General features: G+C 62.4%; 20 protein-coding genes. 4 read left to right on the top strand and 16 right to left on the bottom strand.

Translation table 11 applies throughout. From position 1 onward, the window contains the following. Positions 1-262: 262 nt before the first annotated feature. Positions 263-919: a dTMP kinase gene (locus tag Y708_RS23810; protein WP_051478825.1), complete on the top strand. Its 657-nt coding sequence runs from the start codon at positions 263-265 to the stop codon at positions 917-919. Between the two features lie 5 nt (positions 920-924). On the opposite strand, the gene Y708_RS23805 is transcribed toward Y708_RS23810, so the two are convergent. The 4 genes from Y708_RS23805 to pdhA are packed head-to-tail and all read right to left on the bottom strand — an operon-like array spanning position 925 to position 5,414. Continuing rightward, the gene (locus Y708_RS23805; protein WP_035775711.1) at positions 925-1,788 is read right to left on the bottom strand and encodes an MBL fold metallo-hydrolase; all 864 of its coding nucleotides are present in this window, start codon (positions 1,786-1,788) and stop codon (positions 925-927) included. Between the two features lie 34 nt (positions 1,789-1,822). Continuing rightward, positions 1,823-3,217 (bottom strand): dihydrolipoamide acetyltransferase family protein, encoded by a 1,395-nt coding sequence (locus tag Y708_RS0108145; RefSeq protein ID WP_028279543.1) that lies wholly within the window; start codon positions 3,215-3,217, stop codon positions 1,823-1,825. Beyond that, entirely contained in the window at positions 3,214-4,278 is a 1,065-nt protein-coding gene (locus Y708_RS0108140) for an alpha-ketoacid dehydrogenase subunit beta (RefSeq protein WP_028279542.1), read from the bottom strand. The genes Y708_RS0108145 and Y708_RS0108140 overlap by 4 nt, the downstream gene beginning before the upstream one ends. Further along, positions 4,275-5,414, bottom strand: a complete 1,140-nt coding sequence (pdhA, locus tag Y708_RS0108135) for a pyruvate dehydrogenase (acetyl-transferring) E1 component subunit alpha (RefSeq protein WP_253905756.1) — start codon at positions 5,412-5,414, stop codon at positions 4,275-4,277. The genes Y708_RS0108140 and pdhA overlap by 4 nt, the downstream gene beginning before the upstream one ends. A gap of 249 nt (positions 5,415-5,663) precedes the next feature. Here pdhA and Y708_RS0108130 point away from each other — a divergent pair, with 249 nt between their 5' ends. Then, positions 5,664-6,107: an Lrp/AsnC family transcriptional regulator gene (locus Y708_RS0108130; RefSeq protein WP_028279540.1), complete on the top strand. Its 444-nt coding sequence runs from the start codon at positions 5,664-5,666 to the stop codon at positions 6,105-6,107. A gap of 265 nt (positions 6,108-6,372) precedes the next feature. Here Y708_RS0108130 and Y708_RS0108125 read toward each other — a convergent pair whose 3' ends face one another. The 10 genes from Y708_RS0108125 to pulA all read right to left on the bottom strand — a co-directional run bounded on the left by Y708_RS0108125 (position 6,373) and on the right by pulA (position 16,027). Next, positions 6,373-7,089: a hypothetical protein gene (locus Y708_RS0108125; RefSeq protein WP_028279539.1), complete on the bottom strand. Its 717-nt coding sequence runs from the start codon at positions 7,087-7,089 to the stop codon at positions 6,373-6,375. A 349-nt stretch (positions 7,090-7,438) separates the two neighbouring features. Next, on the bottom strand, positions 7,439-8,218 hold the full coding sequence (locus tag Y708_RS0108120; protein ID WP_028279538.1) for an enoyl-CoA hydratase/isomerase family protein: 780 nt from the start codon (positions 8,216-8,218) through the stop codon (positions 7,439-7,441). Between the two features lie 120 nt (positions 8,219-8,338). Continuing rightward, the gene (gene paaE, locus Y708_RS0108115; RefSeq protein ID WP_028279537.1) at positions 8,339-9,496 is read right to left on the bottom strand and encodes a 1,2-phenylacetyl-CoA epoxidase subunit PaaE; all 1,158 of its coding nucleotides are present in this window, start codon (positions 9,494-9,496) and stop codon (positions 8,339-8,341) included. Then, positions 9,496-10,014, bottom strand: coding sequence for a 1,2-phenylacetyl-CoA epoxidase subunit PaaD (paaD, locus tag Y708_RS0108110; protein WP_028279536.1), 519 nt, complete (start codon positions 10,012-10,014; stop codon positions 9,496-9,498). The genes paaE and paaD overlap by 1 nt, the downstream gene beginning before the upstream one ends. Beyond that, positions 10,008-10,832, bottom strand: a complete 825-nt coding sequence (paaC, locus tag Y708_RS0108105; protein ID WP_028279535.1) for a 1,2-phenylacetyl-CoA epoxidase subunit PaaC — start codon at positions 10,830-10,832, stop codon at positions 10,008-10,010. Before paaC ends, paaD begins: the two co-directional genes overlap by 7 nt. Continuing rightward, the gene (gene paaB / locus Y708_RS0108100) at positions 10,829-11,176 is read right to left on the bottom strand and encodes a 1,2-phenylacetyl-CoA epoxidase subunit PaaB (RefSeq protein ID WP_028279534.1); all 348 of its coding nucleotides are present in this window, start codon (positions 11,174-11,176) and stop codon (positions 10,829-10,831) included. The genes paaC and paaB overlap by 4 nt, the downstream gene beginning before the upstream one ends. Further along, complete coding sequence (gene paaA, locus Y708_RS0108095; protein WP_051478824.1) at positions 11,177-12,145, bottom strand: 1,2-phenylacetyl-CoA epoxidase subunit PaaA; 969 nt, start codon at positions 12,143-12,145, stop codon at positions 11,177-11,179. It lies immediately after the preceding gene. 120 nt (positions 12,146-12,265) lie between these two features. Next, positions 12,266-12,529, bottom strand: a complete 264-nt coding sequence (locus Y708_RS29080; RefSeq protein ID WP_253905755.1) for a tetratricopeptide repeat protein — start codon at positions 12,527-12,529, stop codon at positions 12,266-12,268. Beyond that, positions 12,526-12,807, bottom strand: a complete 282-nt coding sequence (locus tag Y708_RS29075; protein ID WP_051478822.1) for a hypothetical protein — start codon at positions 12,805-12,807, stop codon at positions 12,526-12,528. The genes Y708_RS29080 and Y708_RS29075 overlap by 4 nt, the downstream gene beginning before the upstream one ends. 151 nt (positions 12,808-12,958) lie before the next feature. Beyond that, positions 12,959-16,027, bottom strand: a complete 3,069-nt coding sequence (gene pulA, locus Y708_RS0108085; RefSeq protein WP_035775710.1) for a pullulanase-type alpha-1,6-glucosidase — start codon at positions 16,025-16,027, stop codon at positions 12,959-12,961. 146 nt (positions 16,028-16,173) lie between these two features. On the opposite strand from pulA, the gene Y708_RS0108080 reads away from it, so the two are divergent. Together Y708_RS0108080 and Y708_RS0108075 are read left to right on the top strand one after the other, a co-directional pair. After that, positions 16,174-17,205 carry a LacI family DNA-binding transcriptional regulator gene (locus Y708_RS0108080; protein ID WP_028279531.1) on the top strand — a complete coding sequence of 344 codons (1,032 nt, stop codon included), beginning with the start codon at positions 16,174-16,176 and terminating at the stop codon, positions 17,203-17,205. Between the two features lie 22 nt (positions 17,206-17,227). Continuing rightward, positions 17,228-19,408 carry a S9 family peptidase gene (locus tag Y708_RS0108075; RefSeq protein WP_035775708.1) on the top strand — a complete coding sequence of 727 codons (2,181 nt, stop codon included), beginning with the start codon at positions 17,228-17,230 and terminating at the stop codon, positions 19,406-19,408. Here Y708_RS0108075 and Y708_RS23795 read toward each other — a convergent pair. Both Y708_RS23795 and Y708_RS23790 read right to left on the bottom strand, forming a co-directional pair. Beyond that, on the bottom strand, positions 19,339-20,430 hold the full coding sequence (locus Y708_RS23795) for a LacI family DNA-binding transcriptional regulator (protein ID WP_035775775.1): 1,092 nt from the start codon (positions 20,428-20,430) through the stop codon (positions 19,339-19,341). The two genes, Y708_RS0108075 and Y708_RS23795, sit on opposite strands and share 70 nt — an antisense overlap. Positions 20,431-20,500: 70 nt before the next feature. Then, positions 20,501-21,411 (bottom strand): glycoside hydrolase family 1 protein (locus tag Y708_RS23790; protein WP_035775706.1); only part of this gene is annotated, 911 nt, incomplete at its 5' end.

The raw sequence follows: 21,411 nt of genomic DNA, 5'->3' as shown, positions 1-21,411 counted from the left end.
AAGCAGACAGTGAAAGTGAATCACCGCCAAACAGGGGTAGCCTATACCACAATGCATATCGGCAGATTACACCCGTTAAAGACAATTAGTGCCGGCATTCTCCAATGAATTCATCCGAATTGAAGATCCCATTTCCGGGAGCCGCGGTTTGGTGACTTTCCAGGGCCGGCCCAACCCCTTGGGGTAGCCTTGACTTCCCTGCGCGAAGCACGCGAGGGTGGCGTACAGCAGCACACCCGGAGACCTCCAAAGGAGCACACAAGTGACATCCCGCCTGCGCCCACTGCGCGGTGCGGCCACGCGCCGCCGGTTGAAAGTTGTGCTGGTCGGGATCGACGGCGCGGGGAAGACAACGGCGGCACGCGCCCTGGCAGCCGAGGTGCGGCAATCGGGTGCAAAGGCCGTGTTGTACCGCAACCCGGGAGGCCGCAAGACACTCGATCGCTGGGCATCGAAGTGCGGCAGCACCGCAGAGCGCATGTTTGGACTGCGGCTGCTGGATACGGTTGAAACCATCATCAGGACTGCCGCGCTGCTCCGTGCAGCCGTCCTGCAGCCCCGCCACGGGTTGGTGCTGTATGACAGGCATTTGCACTGTCAGCTGGCGTATCGACGAGTCCGCGGGCTGCCCGAAGGAAACCTGGTTCCGTGGTTGCTCCGGGTTCTGCCGCAGCCGGATCTGGTGCTCTACGTCGCAGTCGATCCCCGGGTGGCCCACGCCAGAATCAATGCACGCGACGCGGATTCCGAATCGCTTGAATTTCTCCAGAAACTGGACGCTGCCTATCGGTCGCTGGACCAGTTCGCATCCTTCCGCATTATTGATGCGGGCGGCGCACAGGAACAGACGATATCGGCGCTGCGAACCGAATGTGCGGGCGCCTACGATAGATTGCCGGGATCGCAGAGCAGGGGCTAATGCCGTCAACTACTTTGGTGCTCAAGCCACTTCCAGTGCGCCAACGTGCGAAGCCGGGTCAGCAGCGCGCGTGACTGCTCCGGCCCGTAGGGCAGGATGGGGATCGCCTTGGTCATGTCCACTGAAGCCTCGTCCATGGCAACCTTGGTAACCCGCACGGCGCTGCGCATCTTGTTCAGCTGCGTGATGACAAAATCCACTCCCACGGGATCACCATGACCGGGGACAAACACATCGTAAAGGTCATCCAATGCGGCCATCTTTCCCAGCGTTCGGATCCAGTCCGCCGGGAAAGAGTCGTCGAAACCGGGATCCGCGCCCTCCTCTACAAGGTCACCCGTGAACAGCACGTTGCCGGCGCCAACCAACAGGTCGTGGTCCGTGTGTCCGCGTCCAAGGTGGAACAGCGTGACGGATGTCTTACCGAGGTCAAGGTCAACGGGTGCCCCATCCACCAGCTTGTTGGCGGGCAGAATAGACGTGTGGCCGCCGTCGCCGTCTGCCATTGCGGGCTCGATCTCCGCCACGTGATGGCGTTGGGAGATGCCATCCTCGGCCATCACCTCGGCGCCGCGTCCCGTCGCCCAGATCTCCTCCACACCGTGGCCGGCGAAATAGGCATTACCAAAAAAGTGGTCAAAATGGGCGTGGGTGTTCACCGCAACGAGCGGGAGATCCGTAACAAGCCGGACGGCGTCCAAAATAGCTGCGGCCTGAATAGGCCCCGAGCCTGTGTCGATCACAAGCGCGCGCTCCTCACCCACCACCAGGCCGGTGTTCACCCTGAATCCGTCGCTGCGCAGTGTCCAGGCGTTTGCGCTGAGATGGCGCCAAGGGCTCGACGCATGGGCTTCGGGCGTCTCGGTCATGAATTCCTCTCGCGGGTGGCGGCTGTGAACCAGTCTAGAGGTCCGCGAGCAGGCTGCCTGGGTTCTCCATGGCGTCCGCCACATACCGCAGGAACCCGCCGGCCACGCCGCCGTCGCACACCCGGTGATCGAAGGCGAGGGTGAGTTCGGTGACCTTGCGGACCGCAAGTTCTCCGTCAACAACCCACGGACGGTCGATGATGCGCCCCACACCGAGGATCGCGGCTTCGGGGTGGTTGATGATCGCTGCGCTGCCGTCCACACCAAAGACTCCGTAGTTGTTCAGAGTGAAGGTGCCGGAGGTCAGCTCCACCGGGGTCGCCTTTCCATCGCGCACGACGGCGGTGAGCCGCCTGATCTCAGCGTCCAGCCCGCGGGCGCTCAATAGATCCGCGCGCTGCACACAGGGCACCATCAGACCGCGGTCGGTCTGCGCGGCAATACCGAGATTGACGCCTACAAATCCAAGGATTTCCTGGTTGCCATCCTCACGGCTAACCACCCGCGTGTTGAGGTCGGGATACTTGGCCAGGCCCGCGAGCACAAACCGGGCGATGAACGCAAGCAGTCCGGGTGTGCTCTCCGGTTGTTGCTTTTTCAACGCCGCACGCATGTCCAGTAAAGCAGTGGCGTCAACGTCCACCCACACCGTTGCCTCTGGAATCTCGCGGCGGCTGCGGGACATGTTGTCCGCAACTGTCTTGCGCACTCCCTTGATGTGGGTGCGGGAGCTGATGGCGAGGCCGGATTTTCTGTCCTGAACATCACTCGAGACTTGTGCCGCTGACGGCTCGCTTCCGGAACCTGCGATGGCTCCCTCGACGTCCCGCCGCAGAATCATGCCGTTGGGCCCTGTGCCCTGGACGCCGCTCAGGCTGATTCCCGCATTGCGCGCAAGTTTGCGTACCAGCGGGGAACTGCACAGGATGGCGGTCTCCGCCGTCGGTGATTCCGCGCCGGGCTGAGGTGCCTGCGCCGCCTTCTTGGAACGGCGCCTTCGTCCGCCAGTCATTCCGCCGGGCGTACCGTATCCGATCAGCACGTTTCCGGAGCCTTCAGTCTCCACGCCCGCAGCGGTGCCCTCGCCAGCAGCCCTGACCACCGGAACGTCTGCGGGAGCGGAAATTCCGGCCCGCTCCTCTTCCCGGTAGGTTTCCGCCGCGGAACCCGATTTACGCACTGAAATCAACGGCTTGCCCACATCCATCGTGGTGCCGGCGGCGCCGTGCAGCTGAACTACCACTCCCGCGAAGGGTGACGGCACCTCCACCACGGACTTGGCAGTCTCAACCTCGGCGATCGCCTGGTCAACCACCACTGTGTCGCCCTCGGCAACCAGCCAATTCACCAGCTCGGCCTCCGTGAGTCCTTCGCCAAGATCGGGGAGATTGAAGACCTGGACACCTGCGTCCAGCGTTTCGGCGCTCATCGTTCGTCCCACTGCAACTCGTCCACCGCGTCGAGAATGCGGTCCACGCTTGGCAGGAACCAGTGCTCCAGCTTGGGCGATGGATAGGGGATGTCGAAGCCGGTAACGCGTTTGACCGGCGCGGCCAGCGAGTGGAAGCAGCGTTCCTGGATGCGGGCAACAATTTCCGACGCGACCGACGCGAATCCTGGAGCCTCGGCTATCACTACCGCACGGCCTGTCCTGCGCACACTCGTGCACACCGTTTCATCGTCAAACGGAACAATTGACCGCACGTCGATGACTTCGAGGGACCTGCCCTCTACCGCGGCGGCCGCAGCAGCAGCCATGGCGGTGGGTACCGAAGGACCGTAGGCAATCAGCGTGGCGTCGGTCCCGGCGCGTGCGACGACGGCGCGACCCACCGTCTGCGGGCTGTCGCTGGATTCGAACGACTCGCGCAGCTCCTCCAGGTCAACGGTTTCCTTGGACCAATACAGCTTCTTCGGTTCAAGGAACACCACGGGATCGGGGAAACGGATAGCTTCCCGGAGCATGGTGTACGCATCGCGGACAGTTGCCGGCGCCAACACCGTCAGACCGGGCGTGTGTGCGTAGTAGGACTCCGATGAATCGCAATGGTGCTCCACTCCCCCAATTCCTCCGGCGTACGGGATCCGGATGACCAGGGGCAGCTTGACCTTGCCCTTGGTCCGGTTGGGCATCTTGGCCACGTGGCTGACAACCTGCTCAAACGCCGGGTAGGCGAAGGCATCAAACTGCATTTCGACCACGGGACGCATGCCATTCATTGCCATTCCGACGGCCATGCCCATGATTCCCGCCTCGGCAAGGGGTGTGTCGAAGCACCGTTCCTCGCCGAAGCGTGCCGTCAGGCCGTCCGTGATGCGGAAGACGCCGCCGAGCGGACCAACATCCTCCCCGAACATGACCACCGTCTTGTCCGATTCCATGGCATCGGCCAGCGCGGCGTTGAGTGCCTTGGCAAAGGTCACGGTCGTGGCCGGCTGGCTTGGCTGGCTGTCTTTCGCGGCTTCTACTTCGAGCGTTGCCTCGGTCATGGCTCCACCGTCTCAAGTGCTGCGTCCCGGATGAGTTCCTCACGGAGCATTGCTGACTGTTCGCGGAGCTGCGAGGTCTTTTCTGTGAAGACGAAGTTGAACAGGTCCTCCGGGTTGACCTCCGGTTCAGTGTTCAGGCCGTTTCTCAACGTGGCCGCCATGTCCTCGGCGGCCACCGCAATGCGGCCCTCGCCGTCGTCGTCCAGCACAGTGAGCTGGCGCAGGTAGGTGCGCATGCGCGTGATGGGGTCCCTGGGAACCCATTTTTCGACGTCGTCCTGTGAGCGGTAGCGCGAGGGATCATCCGCGTTGGTGTGGGCCTGCATCCGATAGGTATGCGCTTCCACGAGCGCGGGACCGCCGCCGTCCCGCGCTCGGTCAACAGCCTTGCCCAGGACGGAGAGCAGCGCAGCGAGGTCATTCCCATCAACCCGTTCGCCCGGCATCCCATAGCCGATGGCCTTGTGCGCCAGGGACGGTGCAACGGACTGGTTCTTCAACGGAACGGAGATCGCGTATTCGTTGTTCTGGACCAGGAAAACCACTGGAACATGGAATACTGCCGCGAAGTTCAGTGCCTCGTGGAAGTCACCCTCGCTGGTGGCTCCGTCACCGCACAGAGCGAGCACCACAGTGTTTTCGCCCTTCAGCTTGGCCGCGTGCGCCACTCCGACGGCGTGGAGCAACTGAGTGGCCAGAGGCGTGGACTGGGTGGCGGTCTTGTGTTCGTGGGGATCGTAGCCCGAGTGCCAGTCCCCGCGGAGCAGCGTGAGGACTTCCAGCGGATCGACGCCCCGGGTGATCACGGCGACAGTGTCTCGGTAGGTGGGAAACAGCCAGTCCTGTTTTTCAAGTACGACGGCGGCAGCCACCTGGCATGCCTCCTGGCCGTGCGAGGAAGGATAGACGGCCATGCGGCCCTGGCGCACCAGGGCATTGGCCTGGTCATTGATGCGACGGCCCACAACCAGCTTCTGGTAGGAGCTGAGCAGCAGCTCTCCGTCTGGAAGGGGATATTTGTCATTGTGGACATGGGATCCCTGTGGATCGATCAGCCGGACCGGCTGCGCTGAGGGAAGCATGTACGCCTCTGCCGTGGGACCCGTGTCCTGGCTGTCGCGGTCCTGGTTCTCCATGGAGCCTTCATAGGGTTTGCCGGTTGAGATGGTCATATCCGCCTCCGTTTTGTACCGCCCGGGGGCGGCGCCTTGCCTCATCGATGTGCCACGCATAGATCATCACTGGATACTGCGTGCTTCAATTATGGCTAGAACTGCCTATTCGTATCTACCTGCGCCCCATACTGTGGATGTTCCAACAGAATGGCGAGATATCTGTGTACGATTTGTAAATGTGAGCTGCGTTACGTAGAGAGGTGTAGACAAATGGCTGAACGTGTCCTCGATGAGGTTGATCGCAAAATCCTGGCTGAGCTCACCAGGGACGGACGGTCGTCGGTAACAGCCGTTGCCGAGAATGTACATATTTCGCGGGCCCACGCGTACTCGCGGATTGCCCGTCTGACCGAGAGCGGTATTCTCACGAAGTTCACCGCGCTGATTGACCCAATCAAAGCGGGATTGCGGTCTTCCGCCTATGTAACGCTCAAGGTGCGGCAACACTCCTGGCGCGAGCTAAAGGAACAGCTCCGCGCAATTCCGGAAATTCACCATATCGCTTTGGTGGGCGGGGACTTTGATGTCATTTTGCTGGTGCGGGCGGAAGACAATGTGGATCTTCGGCGCGTGATTTTTGATCAACTGCAGTCCATGCCCGGAGTGCTGGACACTCAAACGTTCCTGGTTTTTGAGGATCTGGACACGCGCTGACCCGGACCCAAAATGGCCAAGGTGCACTACCGGACTGGTGGTGACATCCCGTTCTAAATGTCACCCTCCCCCATGAGGCCCTCCAGCGCACACCTTGGCCACACGTATAAGTAAAGGCCAGAGGTGGAGAAAAAGCGCAATTGGGTCGACTTAGTTGTCTTTTTCCCTGCGCTATAAAGTTATCCGTTTGCTTGAGTCGCAGACAGGAGCGCGCCGCTGACCTCATCACGGGGTCCGCGGCGCGCTCTCTTGCATCGTCCCTGTGCTAGTCGAATTCAATCACCACTGGGCAGTTGGAGATTCCAGGCAGAGCCGCCAGGCCCCCAAGGCTGTAGTTCGCGGGTCCGCCGCCGCCACTGGCCAGCAGCCCGTCTTCAAACAGGTCCGCCACGGTGTCATGGTCGGTCAGGCGGATTCGTTCACCCCTGCCTATTGCCTCCTGGGTCCAAACAGCAGGTGTAACGTCCCAAATGGGCGTGTAATCCTTGTCGCCCGGCACAACTTGGGTAATGTTCAGCGGATCTCCTTCGCCCGCCACAGCCGATTGGAGTCCTTGTCGCTGCGGATTGTCGGCTCCCCTCGGGCCATTAACAATCGGAATGATTGCCGCCCGCGCCGACGTATCCCGGTCAAACGAGGCCAACCCCGGTGCCGCATCCAGATTGGGCGCCCAGGTTGATCCCTCCAGGGCGGCTACCAGCTCGACGGAGGCATCCTGGTGCAGGTACTGAACACGCTTGCCCTCGTAGAATCCGTTCAACGTATTGAGGGTTACCTGTTTCTTGGCAAAGTCGATTCCATTGGTCACAATGGAATCGTGAAGTCCCGAGGCGTTGGCCACCTGCGTCGCGTTGATCACCGTACGTCCATCCGACGTGGCGAGTGGGCTGTAGTCGGGGTCGCCGACTGCTCCGGCCTGAATCTCTGCGGGTGGAAATGCATCGGGTCCCGGCACCACAATCCTGGTGGGGCTGAAGTCCACGGTTCCAGTGAAGTTGAGAAGTCCGTTGACTCGGGGGGCCCACTGAACTGCGGCCGTCCCCAGCGCGTTGGTAAGTTTCTCTGCATGGTTGACTCCCCGGCAGTTAAGAGCGCCGTTGCGCCGACGGCAACTACGCTGATTGTCCTCAGCGACCTCAACCGGACACGTTTGGAAAGATGTAATCCCCAGTTTCGCAGTATGCCCGCTTGGACGGGTGCAGTCGCGTAATCGTGCATCGAACTCAGCTCTTGGGTTAGGTATTCCAACCCTAAATCTGATTGAGCCGACAGACCCTTACAGTCCGGTGACGCCCTGATCAGCGGGAACCGTGCACACTCGTCAGCCGGAGTCAGCCCCGAAACTCCGGTTTACGCTTCTCCTGAAAAGCAGTAAAACCCTCCGCATAGTCGGCACTCCGGCAGAGCTCTCCCTGAGCGGTGTTCTCCTCCGATACCGAGTCCCAAAGTCCCAGCCGCCGGTCACGGATCGAGGCAACCAGCTCCTTTGAGGCACGGAAAGCGCCGGTTGCCCCGGTAGCCACCCGGGCAACCGTTAGACGGGTGGCTTCCAGCAGCTCCTCGGCCGGCATCACCCGGCTGAACAAACCGGCGGCCACGGCATCGGAACCGGTCATTAGATCGGCCGTGTAGATCAGGTCAAGCGCCCGGTGCGATCCCAGCCGCTCCGTGAACAGCCAGTGCCCTCCGGAATCCAGCGTGGCACCGAGGTTGGCAAACGGCGAGCCGATCTTTGCCTTGTCGGCCACGTAAACCACGTCCGTGGCGATCAGCAGCCCCAGCCCCACGCCAAGGCAGGCGCCGTGCGCTGCGGCGAAAGTGGGCGCGGGAAACGCCGAAATTTGCTTCAACAAGGGGGTGACCAGTCCGTCGAGGTAGGCAACAGCATCGTCAGTTTCGGGTACGACGCCGGAAATGTCACGTCCGGCGCAAAATGCCCGGCCCTCGCCGCGGATGAGCAAAGCGCGCACGGTTCCGCCCGCTGCAGCGGTCGCGGCGTCGTCGTACGCTGCGGACAGTTCGGCGAGCGCCTGCTCATCGAGCGAGTTGAGCTTGTGCGGCGCATTCAAGACAATTTCGGCGACATTGTTCTCAATGGTGAGGTCGATCATCGAGGCTCCTGTGGTTCGGTGCGTACGTTAGCTGGTCTCCACGCAGGCCTGGCGGCCTTTGGTCGGCCCCGGGGAAAAGACCAAGTGGGGAACGAGCGCGTGGAGATCCGGCCATTGACACTAGGCGTCGTAGTCGACGGTGACTTCGTCGCTGGTTGGGCGGGATTGGCAGGTCAGTACGTAGCCGTTCTCCAGCTCGTCCGGTTCCAGGGCGTAGTTCTCTTCCATGTCCACCGTGCCTGAAACCAGCTTCGCACGGCAGGTTCCGCACACGCCGCCGGCGCAGGCAAACGGGACGTCGGGGCGGACCCGAAGCGCGGCGTTGAGGATCGATTCGCGGGCATGGGTGGGACTGGCAACTTTTCCCTGCAGCCCGTCAAGGTTGAAGTTGATCGTGTAGTTGTCGCCGTCGTCGTTCTTGACCGGGCGGCCAACGTGCCCCTCAGGCCGTGCCGGCTCGCCGGTGGTGAACAGTTCAAAGCGCACCTTCTCCGCCGGCACTCCGCGCTCGGCCAAGGTATCCCGGCAGAGCTGGACCAGTTCGAATGGGCCGCAGAGGAACCACTCATCAACATCGTCGGTTCGGATCACTGTTCCCAGCATGGTTTGGAGCTTTTCGGCGTCGATCCTGCCGCTCAGCAGCGGTGAGATCCGTTGTTCGCGGGAGAGCACGTGATGGAGTGCAAACCGGGAGGGATAGCGGTCTTTCAGATCGGCAAGCTCTTCGAGGAACATTACGTCCATGGCGGCCTTGTTGGCATAAATCAGGTCAAAGCGGACGTTGCTGCTCGCGGCAAGAACAGTTCGGGCAATGGCAATGACCGGCGTAATGCCGGAACCGGCAGCGACCGCCACAAAAGTGTTCTCGGTGGACACGTCAATGTCTTCGGGGCGGTTCAGCTCCGTCATCTCGTGTTTGGAGATGAACTGACCCATAGGGCTCATGACATCAAGTAAGTCGCCGGCCTTCAGGTGCTCGTTGGCCCAGGTGGAAAACGCTCCACCGAGATCCTTCTTGATGGCCACCCTGATTTCACCCGACCGCGGCTCCGCGCAGATCGAGTAGCTCCTGCGTACCTCCTTGGATTCGCCGTCGATATCAAGGTTTGTGCGCAGGGCAACATACTGCCCGGGCAGGTAGTTGTACTGGCCAGCGAGCTCCTCGGGAACTGAGAAAGCCACCTCGATGGCGTCCTCGGTGAGCCTGCGGACGCCCGCGACGGTGAGCTCGTTGAACGCCGTCCGGCGCTTGTTGGTCGGAGCAAGCTTAACGGCCATTAGTGCACCTTGAAGTAGTCGAAGGGCTCGCGGCAGTCCTGGCAAACGTACAGAGCCTTGCACGAGGTGGAACCGAAGCGGGTGAGTTCACGGGTGTTGAGCGAGCTGCACTGCGGACATTTGACGCTCAGCCCCACCGAAACCCGCCCGGCAGCGGCCTTGCCGGTGGGCGGAGCGATGCCGTATTCATCCAGTTTGGCCTTGCCGGCATCAGTCATCCAGTCGGTGGTCCAGGCCGGAGCCAGTACCAGTTCAATCCCTACGTCGCGGTGGCCCGCCGCAGCCAACGCGCTGATCACATCGTCCCGGATCGCGTCCATGGCCGGACACCCGGAGTAGGTGGGCGTGATGGTCACGGTGATCGCGCCGGCGTCGTTCATCCGGACCGATCGCAGGACGCCCAGGTCCTCAATGGTGAGGACCGGAATCTCCGGGTCCACCACCGTTGCAGCAAGGTCCCAGAGCGCTGCGGTTCCAGGATCCGCGGGACGCGCGGCCAGCGTGGCTGCCGCTACCATGTGGCACCCGGATGCTCGCGGGCCAGTACCTGCATTTCGGCAAGAATGTAGCCCAGGTGCTCGCTGTGACAACCGTGGCGGCCGCCACCAATCGCTCCGGGCACCGCAGGAACCTGAAGTTCAGCCTCGGCAAACAGGGCAGTGATCAGCGCGTCGAACGGTTTGCGGAGGGTGGACGGCAGAACCGCAGCGTCGCCCAGCGAGTCGATCAGCGGGTCATCGGTGAAGAGCTCTTCGACATACGGCCACGTCAGCGTGAGGCCGGAGATCATCCGATTGTGGGATTCCTCGGTGCCCTGCGCAAGCCGGCGAACCCACTGGCTGGCGTGGTCACGGTGGTAATCAACCTCCTTGACGGCCTTCGCAGCGATTGCCGCCAGTGTGGCGTCCGTGGATTCAACCAACCGGGAGTACAGCTCAAACTGGTAATGGGAGACCACCAGCTGGCGCGCGATGGTCCGGGCAAAGTCACCGTTGGGCTGCTCGAACAAATGCGCTGAGCGGAATTCAGGCTCGCGCCGCAGATAGGCAAGATCATCTTCGGTCTTGCCCCAGGCGTGACCGGCGTAGGTGAGGAAGGAGCGGGCATGGCCCATGAGGTCGAGCGCAATGTTGCCCAGCGCCACGTCCTCCTCAAGTTCCGGAGCCCGGGAGATCCACCAGCCCAGCCGCTGCGCGAGGATCAGCGAATCATCACCCAAGCGCAGGGCATACTCGGCGACTTCTGCGGTTGGTTTCGCGCTGGACGAAGCAATGTCCTCCGGCCGCAGCGCGTTGCCCGGAGTGATGCGGGTGGCACTGGCATTCGACTCGCTCACAGGTGTTTCACCCCGTCACTTTTGGTGTAATACGTTGCATGCCGGTAATCCTTGCCCTGCGAAGACTCAAAGAACTGGCCTTTGGCGTCAGGGTCGGACGAAACAATGGCCGACGCCGGCACCACCCACAGGCTCACGCCCTCGTTACGCCGGGTGTAGAGATCACGCGCGTTGCGCACCGCCATTTCGGCGTCGGGTGCATGCAGCGACCCGGCGTGCACATGGGAGAGGCCGCGGGAGGACCTCACAAAGACCTCCCACAGGGGCCAGGGCTCGCGCTTCTCGTGGACGCCCGTGCTGGGTGCCTTGGCGCCGTCGTCGCCGGTTGTTGATCCGCCGGTCATCTAGGCCGCCTTCTGCTGAGAGTGCTTTGCCTGCTTATCCGCGTAGGCTACCGCCGCTTCGCGCACCCAGGCTCCCTCCTCATGGGCTTCGCGCCGGCGTTCCATGCGCTGCGCATTGCAGGGTCCCCTGCCAGCGAGAACTTCCTTGAACTCATTCCAGTCCAGCGGGCCGTGCTCCCATTTTTCGGTTTCATCATTGAACCGAATGTCCTTGTCAGGGAGGGTCAGGCCAAGCACCCGTACCTGCTCTACCATCATTCCCACAAAGCGGGAACGCAATTCGTCATTCGAGAAACGCTTGATGTTCCACGCCATTGACTGCTGTGAGTTGGGCGAATCATCATCGGGTGGGCCGAACATCATGAGGCTGGGCGCGTACCACCGGTTGACGGCGTCCTGGGCCATGTCTCTCTGCGCTTGCGTTCCATTAGCCAGTTCCAGCAGGATTTCGAATCCCTGCCGCTGATGAAATGACTCCTCCTTGCAGATCCTCACCATGGCGCGGCCGTAGGGCCCGTAGGAGGCACGGCATAGCGGAACCTGGTTGGCGATCGCGGCACCGTCGACCAACCAGCCGATGGCACCCATATCCGCCCAAGTCAAGGCCGGGTAATTGAAGATGCTGGAGTAACGGGCCTTGCCCGCGATGAGGTCCTCCGTCATCTTGTCGCGTGAAGTACCCAGGGTTTCGGCCGCCGAGTAGAGGTACAGCCCATGCCCCGCCTCGTCCTGGACCTTGGCCATCAGAATGGCTTTGCGCTTCAGCGACGGAGCGCGGGAAATCCAGTTGGCTTCGGGCTGCATGCCGATGATCTCCGAGTGTGCGTGCTGCGAAATCTGGCGGGTCAGGGACTTCCGGTAGGCCTCCGGCATCCAATCGCGGGGTTCAATGCGGGAATCCTGCGCAATCAGACTGTTGAACTGCTCTTCGCCTGCGCTGATATCGGCTTGATCCTCTGCTACTGCCATGGTGGCCACCTCACTGTGCGCTTGGAATATACCCGGGGAAATAATTACCGACCGTTCGTTCAGGATATCCGCGAGAGGTTGTGCCAGTCAACACGCCAGACCCGGCGCCGCCTCGAGATGCTACCGGTTCAACTCGGCGGCGTAGGCACGGGCGGAGCGGTTGTACTGCGGCAGATGCTCGGCGAGCGCCGCCAAGGCAACCGACAATGCCTCGTCCTTCCGGCCGGTCGAGTGCAGGGAGAGCGCCAGAAAAAACGCCGGCGCATCACCGAGCCGCTTGTCCGCGAAATCCCGAAGCATCGCAACGGATTCCTCAGAGCGGCCCAGGTTACGCAACGTGCTCGCGTGCTGGATACGGATCTCCATCGCTCGATTCCCGCTCAGTCCAGCCGCGGTGGCCCGTTCATAGAAATCAGCGGCTTCCGCCTCACGGCCACCGAGTCACAGACGGATCCCAGCTCATACAACGCAGTGCCATCTTTGTGCGGACACTCTGCTGCAAGGGATTCCATCGCTGCGACCATCTCAGTCGGCCGGCCGTCATCGAAATCGGTCCAGAAGGTCTTGACGCTGGCTTCCCAGCCGTCTGCGCCGAAGCCGCCTTCAACCGGTAGTGCATCCTGCGGGATCTCAGTGACGTCTTTGGACGTGGCTTCGCTCATGGGCCAACTCTATGCGTGACATCGAGCGCCGACGGTGCCGCCGTGCGTCGTACCTAATCCTGCATTTTCTGGAGAGCAAACCGTGTGTCGCGGGAGCCGACTAGGGCAAACGCCCCAACACGGCCGCAGAAAGTGCAGGATTGGGTCCGGCTTACTTCGCTTCGAACACCGCAACCGTGAGCGGCGGGACTGTGAACGTGCCGTTCAACGGATCAAACTCGGCATACTTGACCACATCATCCGAGCCACCCATTTGGACCGGGTGCAGTCCAAATGACTGACCCACAGCCGTCGGCACGGTTTGCGTAGTGGTCGTCGCGGACGCGTTGAAAACGACGACGACGCCGGCCCTCTCCTCGTCCATGTCGGGTCCGGTTGTGTCATCAATATGCATCACGATCACGCCCGGGGTCTGGTTGGGGCCACTGGTCGGGAACGACACCTTCTGCTGGACCAGATCGGCAGTGCCCAAGTGAAACAGCGGCGTGCTCTTGCGGACTTCGAGAAGCGACAACGCCTGGTCTCGCGCCGACGCGATGTCAGCCGGAGCGGGCTTTAGTTCAGGGTTCGCTAAGAGCGGCTTCATAAACCCGTATTTGTCGGCGTTGTCCGGGCGCGGCGGCAATCCGCGGGCGAAGCCGTTCTCGGTACCGGTGTGGTCCAGCAGGTTGAACCAGTCACCCGAGTCGTAGCTGTTGCGGTCCAGGGACTTGCTGCGCAGCGCTTCTCCCCCGGCGTGCCAGAAGGAAACGCCCTGGCCGAATGTAGTGGTGCTGAGCGAGAGGGTCTGGAAGCGGATCCTCTCGGCCATCGACGTCCCGGGCGCCAGCTTGAACGCGAGGCTGTCGAACAGGGTTTCGTTATCGTGTGCCTCGACGTACGTGATCGCCTCCTGCGGGTCGGCCGTGTACCCGGCCGGGCTGCCGTTGTAGTCCACGTCTGCGCCCGTTACCTCGGCACCCGTACGGTCAGTAAAGGTGTAGTCCTTCAGGTTTCCGGTAAGCCCAACCTTGATCTGGTCCTGGTTCAGCAGCAGTTGTGCACGTTGTTCGTCGGACGTTCCATTGGCTTCCGCACCGTTCGGCTGCGTCCACAGCCCAGAGCCGAATCCCTGCACACGCGGGTCCTCGTCGAAGGGTCCGCCACCGCGAACGGCATCGCGAAGCCTGTCATTGAAAGTTCCAATCCCCGTGCCAGCCATATTTGCCTGCGTGGCCTGCTCGAATCGGGCGTTGTCCGCCACCTCGCCGAAGTTCCATCCCTCGCCGTAGACATAGATGCTTTTGCCGTCGACACCATCCTTCTTGAGGGTGAGCTCATCGAGCGCGGCACGCACGTCCAGCATGTTCTGCTTGCTGTGATGGCCCATCAGGTCAAACCGGAATCCGTCCAGCTTGTAAGTGCGCGCAAGGGTCACGATGGAATCCACCATAAGCTTGCCCATCATGGCGTTCTCGGTTGCGGTGTTCGGGCAACAGGTCGAAGTCTCAACTGCGCCAGTGGCCGGGTTCAACCGGTGGTAGTAACCCGGGACAATGCGGTCGAGATTGTTGTTCGATTCCTGGCCGGCACCGGCAGTGTGGTTGTAGACCACGTCCTGGACCACACGTAGTCCAGTGTTGTTCAGGCCCGCCACCATGTCGCGAAACTCGCGGATGCGGGTGGCACCCTCGGGATTGGTGGAGTAGGAGCCTTCCGGCGTTGTGTAGTGCAGCGGGTCGTAGCCCCAGTTGAATCCGTCCTTGCCTGCAATGGCGGAGACGCATTCCTGCTGCTCGTCGCTGTCGGGGGCGAAGCTGTCAAGGTTGCACTGCGGCTCGGCCTGGGCATCTCGGCGTTCCTCGATGGTTCCAATGTCATTCACCGGCAGGAGATGCACCGCGTTCAGCCCGGCGTCCGCGAGGTCGGCAAGCCGCTTCATGCCGTCGGTGCCCTTTTCGGCGAATGCGGCATAGGTGCCTCGGCGTTCCTCGGGAACAGTGCTGTCGGTAATTGAGAAGTCCCGCACATGCAGTTCGTAGAGCGAAAAGGCTTCGGGTTTGGCGAGTGCGGGCTTCTCCAACGAGTCCCAGCCGGACGGCTTCAGCGCCGGGGCCGCCAGGTTCACGATCAGGCTGCGCTCGGAATTGGTGGAAAGGCCCACGCTGTAAGGGTCGGTGACGAGGTTGCGTTCCACCTTTCCAGTTTCCGGCACGAAGACCTCTACCTCATAGACGTAATAGGCATCATTCCAGTCCTTCTTACCGAGAAGGGTCCAAACGCCGTCGTGCCCTTCTTTCAGGGGAACCGTCGTCAGAGGTTCACCGCCGGATCCGTCGCGGTACACATGGAGGCTGACCTGTCGGGCGGTCGGCGCCCACAGGTCGAAGCTCGGATGCAGCCCCTTCCAGGTCAGTCCGAGCGAACGCTTGAGGGCTTTCGGGTACAGCGCGTCGAGGACCTGCGGGACCTGCACGCCCGTCGCCTGGAGCGCCGAGCCGTCAGCGCCCACCTGAACGGCGAGCAGTTCTCCCTTGAGCAGGTTTTTCGCCTGCCGTGCCGCCTTCTTCGGAATGGTCAGCGAATCGAAGGACTTCAGGTGGGGAGACGTAGGCGCCAGTTCCGGATCGAGGACGTCCGAGCTTCGTTCCAGTTCGATGTAGTCGCCGCCGGTGACAGCTCCGTCAACCATCTCCAAGCCGCCGTCCATCGAGTGGTAAAGGCGGTAGGAAGCACCCTCCGGCGCGTCAACGAGATCCCAGGCGATAACGCCCGGCGCGAGCCAGTGCGCGGCGACCCCGGAGGCTAGGGACTCCGGAACATCGCTGGTGATGACGTGCGTACTGTGATTGTAGGTAAAGGTGATCGGCCCTCCCGGCGACGTCAAGGCGATGTCAGCCCCTCCTGCCGCGCCGCCGTCACCGTAGTTTTCGGTCCAGCTTCCGTTAAGAGCCGCCTTGTAAGCGTAATCTCCCGCGGGAACGTCGAAGGTACCGCTGTAGGTCGCGGGCGAGCCCGCGACCTCGGTCAACACCGTTGCGGTGCACTCCGGCTGCCAGTCACCGGGGCAACCGAGCTCGGACTGGAGTGAGCCCACAATAGTCACCGAAGCGGGAGTTGCGCTGTGATCGGCGAGCGCCGGCAACGGCACTAGGCCAACCAGCAGCGGCATGGCCAGGACACCAGGGGCCAGCCGGATAGCGCGCCGCCGGGCTGGATGAACGGATGAAGGGGTGTGCATAGATCCTCCTCGACGTGCCACGATGCACGTCCAATATTTGTAGTAGGCCATCTCACCCTAAGAAGCCGAATGTCCGTAGGTCAATAGGTTGCTGAAAGTTTCATGAAAGTTTTCACTAGGCGAATCAGGCCGGATAGAATGGAGCGGTGACCATTCCTGCGTCGATCGACAAGCCCCGGCTAGAGGATGTGGCGCGCCGCGCCGGAGTCAGCGTGCCCACCGTCTCCCGCGTTCTTAATGGCCGCAGCGGCGCTTCCCGTGAAACCCGGCAAGCCGTACTCACGGCCATGGACGATCTCGGCTATGAGCGGCCCGAACGCCTGTCAGGCAGGTCGAAAGGACAGATCGGCATTGTTGTGCCCGATCTGGTTAACCCGATTTTCCCTGCATTTGCCGGCGCCATCAGCACCCTGCTTACCCCCAACGAGTACATCCCCGCCCTCTGCACGTTGCCGGGGGGCGGGGTCACCGAAGATGAGTATGTTTCTCTTTTGCTGGATCAGGGCGTGCGCGGGCTGATCTTCGTCTGCGCAGCGCACGCGGATGGCCGCGCAAGCGTTGAGCGTTATCACCGTCTGCGCGGACGGGGCATCCCGTTTGTGCTGATCAATGGAACGCGGCCTCAAATTGATGCCCCTTCGATCGCCAATGACGACTCGATGGCAGTTCACACCGCTGTCCGCCACCTCGCCTCACTGGGCCACCAGAAGATCGGCTTCGCTACCGGGCCGGGGCACTTCATTCCCAGTCGGCGGAAGGCCGAAGGTTTTGGTGCAGGGCTCGAACAACGTCTCGGCCAAACGAATCCATCAGAACACACCGTCGTCACCATGTTCAGCATCGAGGGCGGACACAGCGCCGCCGTCGAACTGCTGGAATTGGGTCACACCGGTATCGTGTGCGCGTCGGACGTGATGGCTCTCGGTGCCATCCGGGCAGCACGGTCGCGGGGGCTGCGTGTGCCGGAAGACGTGTCGATTGTGGGCTTCGATGACTCCCCCCTCATGGCCTTCACGGACCCGCCGCTGACAACCCTCAGGCAGCCCGTTTCCGCCATGGCGGAGGCAGCAGTTCAAGCGTTGTTCACGGAATTGTTGGGTGATCGAAACAGCCGCATGGAAGTCCTGTTTGAATCCGACCTGATTGTTCGGGGATCCACCGCGGCCGCTCCGAGCTGACGCCGCTCCCGGATCTGGCAGGATGGATCCCATGACTGCCACTCCTCCCATTGCCAGGAAAATCCCCACCGAGCGCATGCACCACGGCGACACCTTCATCGATGAGTATGAGTGGCTCCGGGCAAAGGAAAGCGCCGAGGTAGTTGACCATCTCAAGGCAGAGAACGCCTACACGGAGGCAATCACGAGCGGCCAGGAACAGCTCCGGCAGGACATCTTCAACGAGATCAAGAACCGCACCCAGGAGACCGACCTCTCGGTGCCGGCCCGAAAAAAGGGCTGGTGGTACTACACGCGCACCGAGGAGGGCAGGCAGTACAGCATCCATTGCCGCACGGCAGCCACTGACACGGGCAATGTGACCAGGGACTGGACTCCCCCGGAGGTGGTCCCCGGCCAGCCGGTCGAGGGAGAGCAGATCATGCTTGACGGCAACGTCGAAGCCGAAGGCAAGCCCTTCTTCTCCCTCGGCGGGCTGGCTGTCACCGAGGACGGGACCCTGTTGGCGTACGCGCAGGATAATGCCGGCGATGAACGGTTCACCCTGCGTATCAAGGATCTCCGCACCGGCAATCTGCTTGCGGATGAGATTCCCAATGTGTTCTACGGCCTTGAATTCTCCCCAGATGGCACGCAGGTTTTCTACACCGTGGTGGATGACTCCTGGCGCCCCTACCAGGTGAAGTCCCATACCCTTGGCACACCAGCGGAGGCGGACACGGTCATCTATGAGGAGGATGACGTCGCCATGTGGACCGGCTTCGACATTTCAGCCGACCGCACCCAGCTGATCATCGGCATCGGCTGCTCCGAGTACAGCGAGTACCGGGTTCTTGACCTCACTACACCACGCGCGGAGCTGCTGACCCTGATCCCCCGCGAAGAGAAGGTGCTCTACGAGGCGGATCCGCTCACGATTGACGGCCGCCGCCACTACCTGCTGACCCACAACCGGGACGCCAAAAACTCAATGGTCTCCCTGGTCAGCGAGGATCAGTTTCAGCGTCCTCTCGCCGAGCAGGAGTGGACAACCATCATCAAGCACGACGACGCCGTGCGGGTTCACGGCGTGGCGGTCACCCAATCACACGTGATGGTGTCGGTGCGTAAGGACACTACGCTGCGGGTGCAGATTCTGCCCCTGGCCGGGCTGGGCGGCGGCGGGCAGCCCGAGCCCATTGAACCATCCTTCGACGAGGAGCTTTACACCTGCAACCTGTCCAACGCGGAGTTTGAATCCCCGATCATCCGGCTCTCCTACTCGTCTTTCTTCACTCCGCCGCGCGTCTATGACTACATGCTCGTATCCGGGGAACTGGCTCTGCGGAAGGAAACCGAAGTACGCGGAGGCTACCGGTCCGAAGACTATGTGGCGACCCGCGAGTGGGCCACCGCGCAGGACGGCACACTCATTCCGCTCTCGGTGCTGCGCCGCCGCGAGCTGATCCAGGACGGCAGCAACCCGGCGGTGATCTATGCCTACGGCAGCTACGAAATCAGCATGGACCCCGGCTTTTCAATCTCCCGCCTTTCACTTCTTGACCGCGGAATCATCTTTGTTGTGGCGCACATCCGCGGCGGCGGCGAGATGGGCCGAACCTGGTATGAAGCCGGCAAGAAGCTCACCAAGAAGAACACGTTCACCGATTTCATCGACTCCACCAGCCATCTGGTCTCCTCCGGTTGGGCGGACCCACAGCGCGTTGCTGCGATGGGCGGCTCCGCCGGTGGGCTGCTGATGGGAGCCGTCACGAATCTGGCACCGGAGAAGTACCGTGCCGTGGTGGCCCAGGTTCCCTTTGTGGATGCCCTGACCACCATCCTGGATCCCGAGCTGCCGTTGTCCGCCCTCGAATGGGAGGAATGGGGAAACCCGATCACCGACGCCGAGGTGTACCAGTACATGAAGGACTACACGCCATACGAAAACGTGCGGGCAGCAGCCTACCCTCGCATCGCGGCGGTGACGAGTTTCAACGACACCAGGGTGCTGTACGTGGAGCCGGCCAAATGGGTTGCGAAGCTGCGCGATACCACCACCGGTCCGGAGCCGATTGTCCTCAAGACCGAGATGGACGGCGGTCACGGCGGCGCGAGCGGACGCTACGAACAGTGGAAAGACGTCGCCTGGGACTATGCCTTCGCGGCGGACTCACTGGGAGCCACCGCGGTGCTTTCGCGCTCCACCAGCTCGGCCGGATAGATCACCGGATCCGGGTGGGTCCCGGGTGCCTCGATCTCTTCGAGCAGCATGGTTCCCGCCCGGACAGCCATGGTGACCATGGGATTGATCACCGTGGTCAACGCGGGCGAGGTGCCCTCCGCCAATTGGTGATTGTCGTAGCCAACCACCGACACGTCGCGCGGCACTTCTCTGCCCCTGGCTGCCAACACCGAGAGCACGCCCACCGCCATAAGGTCCGATGACGCAAAAACAGCATCGGTTTCGGGATGCCGGGCCAACAGCCTTTCGGTAGCCGCGCGTCCGCCTTCGGTGGTGAAATCGGCATACTCCAACCCGTTGTCCCGAAGGCCGGCCGCCCGCAGCCCGTCCTGCCATCCGCGCAGCCGGTCTGCGGCGGCTGTCATGTCCGCCGGCCCCGCCACGGTGGCCGGATGTGTGCGCCCCAATGCCGCGATATGCCGCGCAGCCAGCCTGCCGCCGTCGTAATTGTTCGTGTCCACGTAAGTAACGCCCCGACCAGCATTCCAGGGCCGCCCAATGAAGATGGTCGGCAGGCCGCCCTCCGCCAGCTGATCAGTCCAGCTGTCAGTCTTATGGTGCGAGACCACAATTGCACCATCCACATGGCCGCCGCGCAGATAACGCAGGGTGCGGCCGGCGTCGTCGCCTGCCCGGGACATGAGCAGCACAAGCTGCACGTCCGTCTCCCGGAGTGCCTCAGTGATACCCGTGATCACGACGGCGAAGAACGGGTCCATCATCACGCGGATGTCCGGCTCGGGAATGACCAGCGCAATCGAGGACGTGCGGCGGGTGACCAGCGTCCGCGCCGCATGGTTGGGTGTGTACCCCAGTGCGACGACGGCGGCATCCACCGCAGCGAGCGCCTCCGGACTCACCCTGTTGCCGCCATTGATCGCGCGCGACGCGGTGGACCGGGAAACGCCTGCCGCAGCTGCCAGGTCCTCCAGGGTGGGACTGTGCTTGCCGCTGCCTTGCCGGGGTGCTGCGTCCGGTGTACCGGTGGATATCCGAGTCATCACCTTGACCATACGACACCATCCGCCGTTCCCGCCCCACAGCGCCATCGCGTCCAGGGAAATAACTGTTTCACCGACTGATCTGCGTCATAACCCGTGAGTCGATGGAAGAAACACTGCCCGGCAGCGCGTTGGCGGCCGCCACCTCGGCAAACCACAGGGCACTTGCCTTGGGAATGCGTCGCTGTGTTTCGTAGTCCACCCGCACCAGTCCAAACCGCTGATGGTACCCCCACGCCCATTCGAAATTATCCAGGAAGGACCAGGCCAGATAGCCGCGGACATCCGCACCGTCGTCGAGCGCGTCCTTCACCGCGGCGAGGTGCGCCTCAATAAAGGAACGGCGGTCCTCATCGTCCACGAAACCTTCCGAATCCGGAACATCGTCATAGGCTGCTCCATTTTCGGTGATGTACAGAGGGACACCGATCGGGCCGGTGTACTCGTGGTGGATGCGGTTCAACAGGCGGCGCAGGCCGTCGGGCTGAACCTCCCAGCCCATACCCGTGACCGGAAGCCCGCGCGGAACGGACCGCACCCCTTCGGCAGCAACGTAGGGCGAGGAGACCGGGCGTTCACCAGGTGCGTGGTTGTCCTGGGTTCCCGCCCCCATAGTGAGCGCCTCGCCGTGGTAGTAGTTCACGCCGAGCACATCCAGGGGCAGGGAGACCAGCGCAAGGTCGCCCGGCCGGATGTGGTCTTCGAGGCCAAGGTGGCGGACGTCGTCGAGCACGTCCGCCGGATAGGCGCCCCGGAACACCGGATCGAGGAAGATCCGGTTGAACTGGCCGTCAACGCGGCGGGCTGCATCCCGGTCCGCCTCGCTGTCCGGGTCCGCCGGATCGGGCACCGTGAGGTTGAGCGTGATACCCAGGGTGGCGCGCGGGTCGCGGCGGCGCAGCTCCTGCACCACGAGCCCGTGGCCCAGCAGGAGGTGATGGGCGGCGGCGAGTGCCGCCCGCGGCTCCTTCCGTCCCGGCG

This window comes from Arthrobacter sp. H5, from assembly GCF_000520595.1.
GTDB lineage: Bacteria > Actinomycetota > Actinomycetes > Actinomycetales > Micrococcaceae > Arthrobacter_D.
The sequence above is the reverse complement of the archived record's forward strand: the minus strand, read 5'-3'. Positions and strand labels throughout refer to the sequence as shown.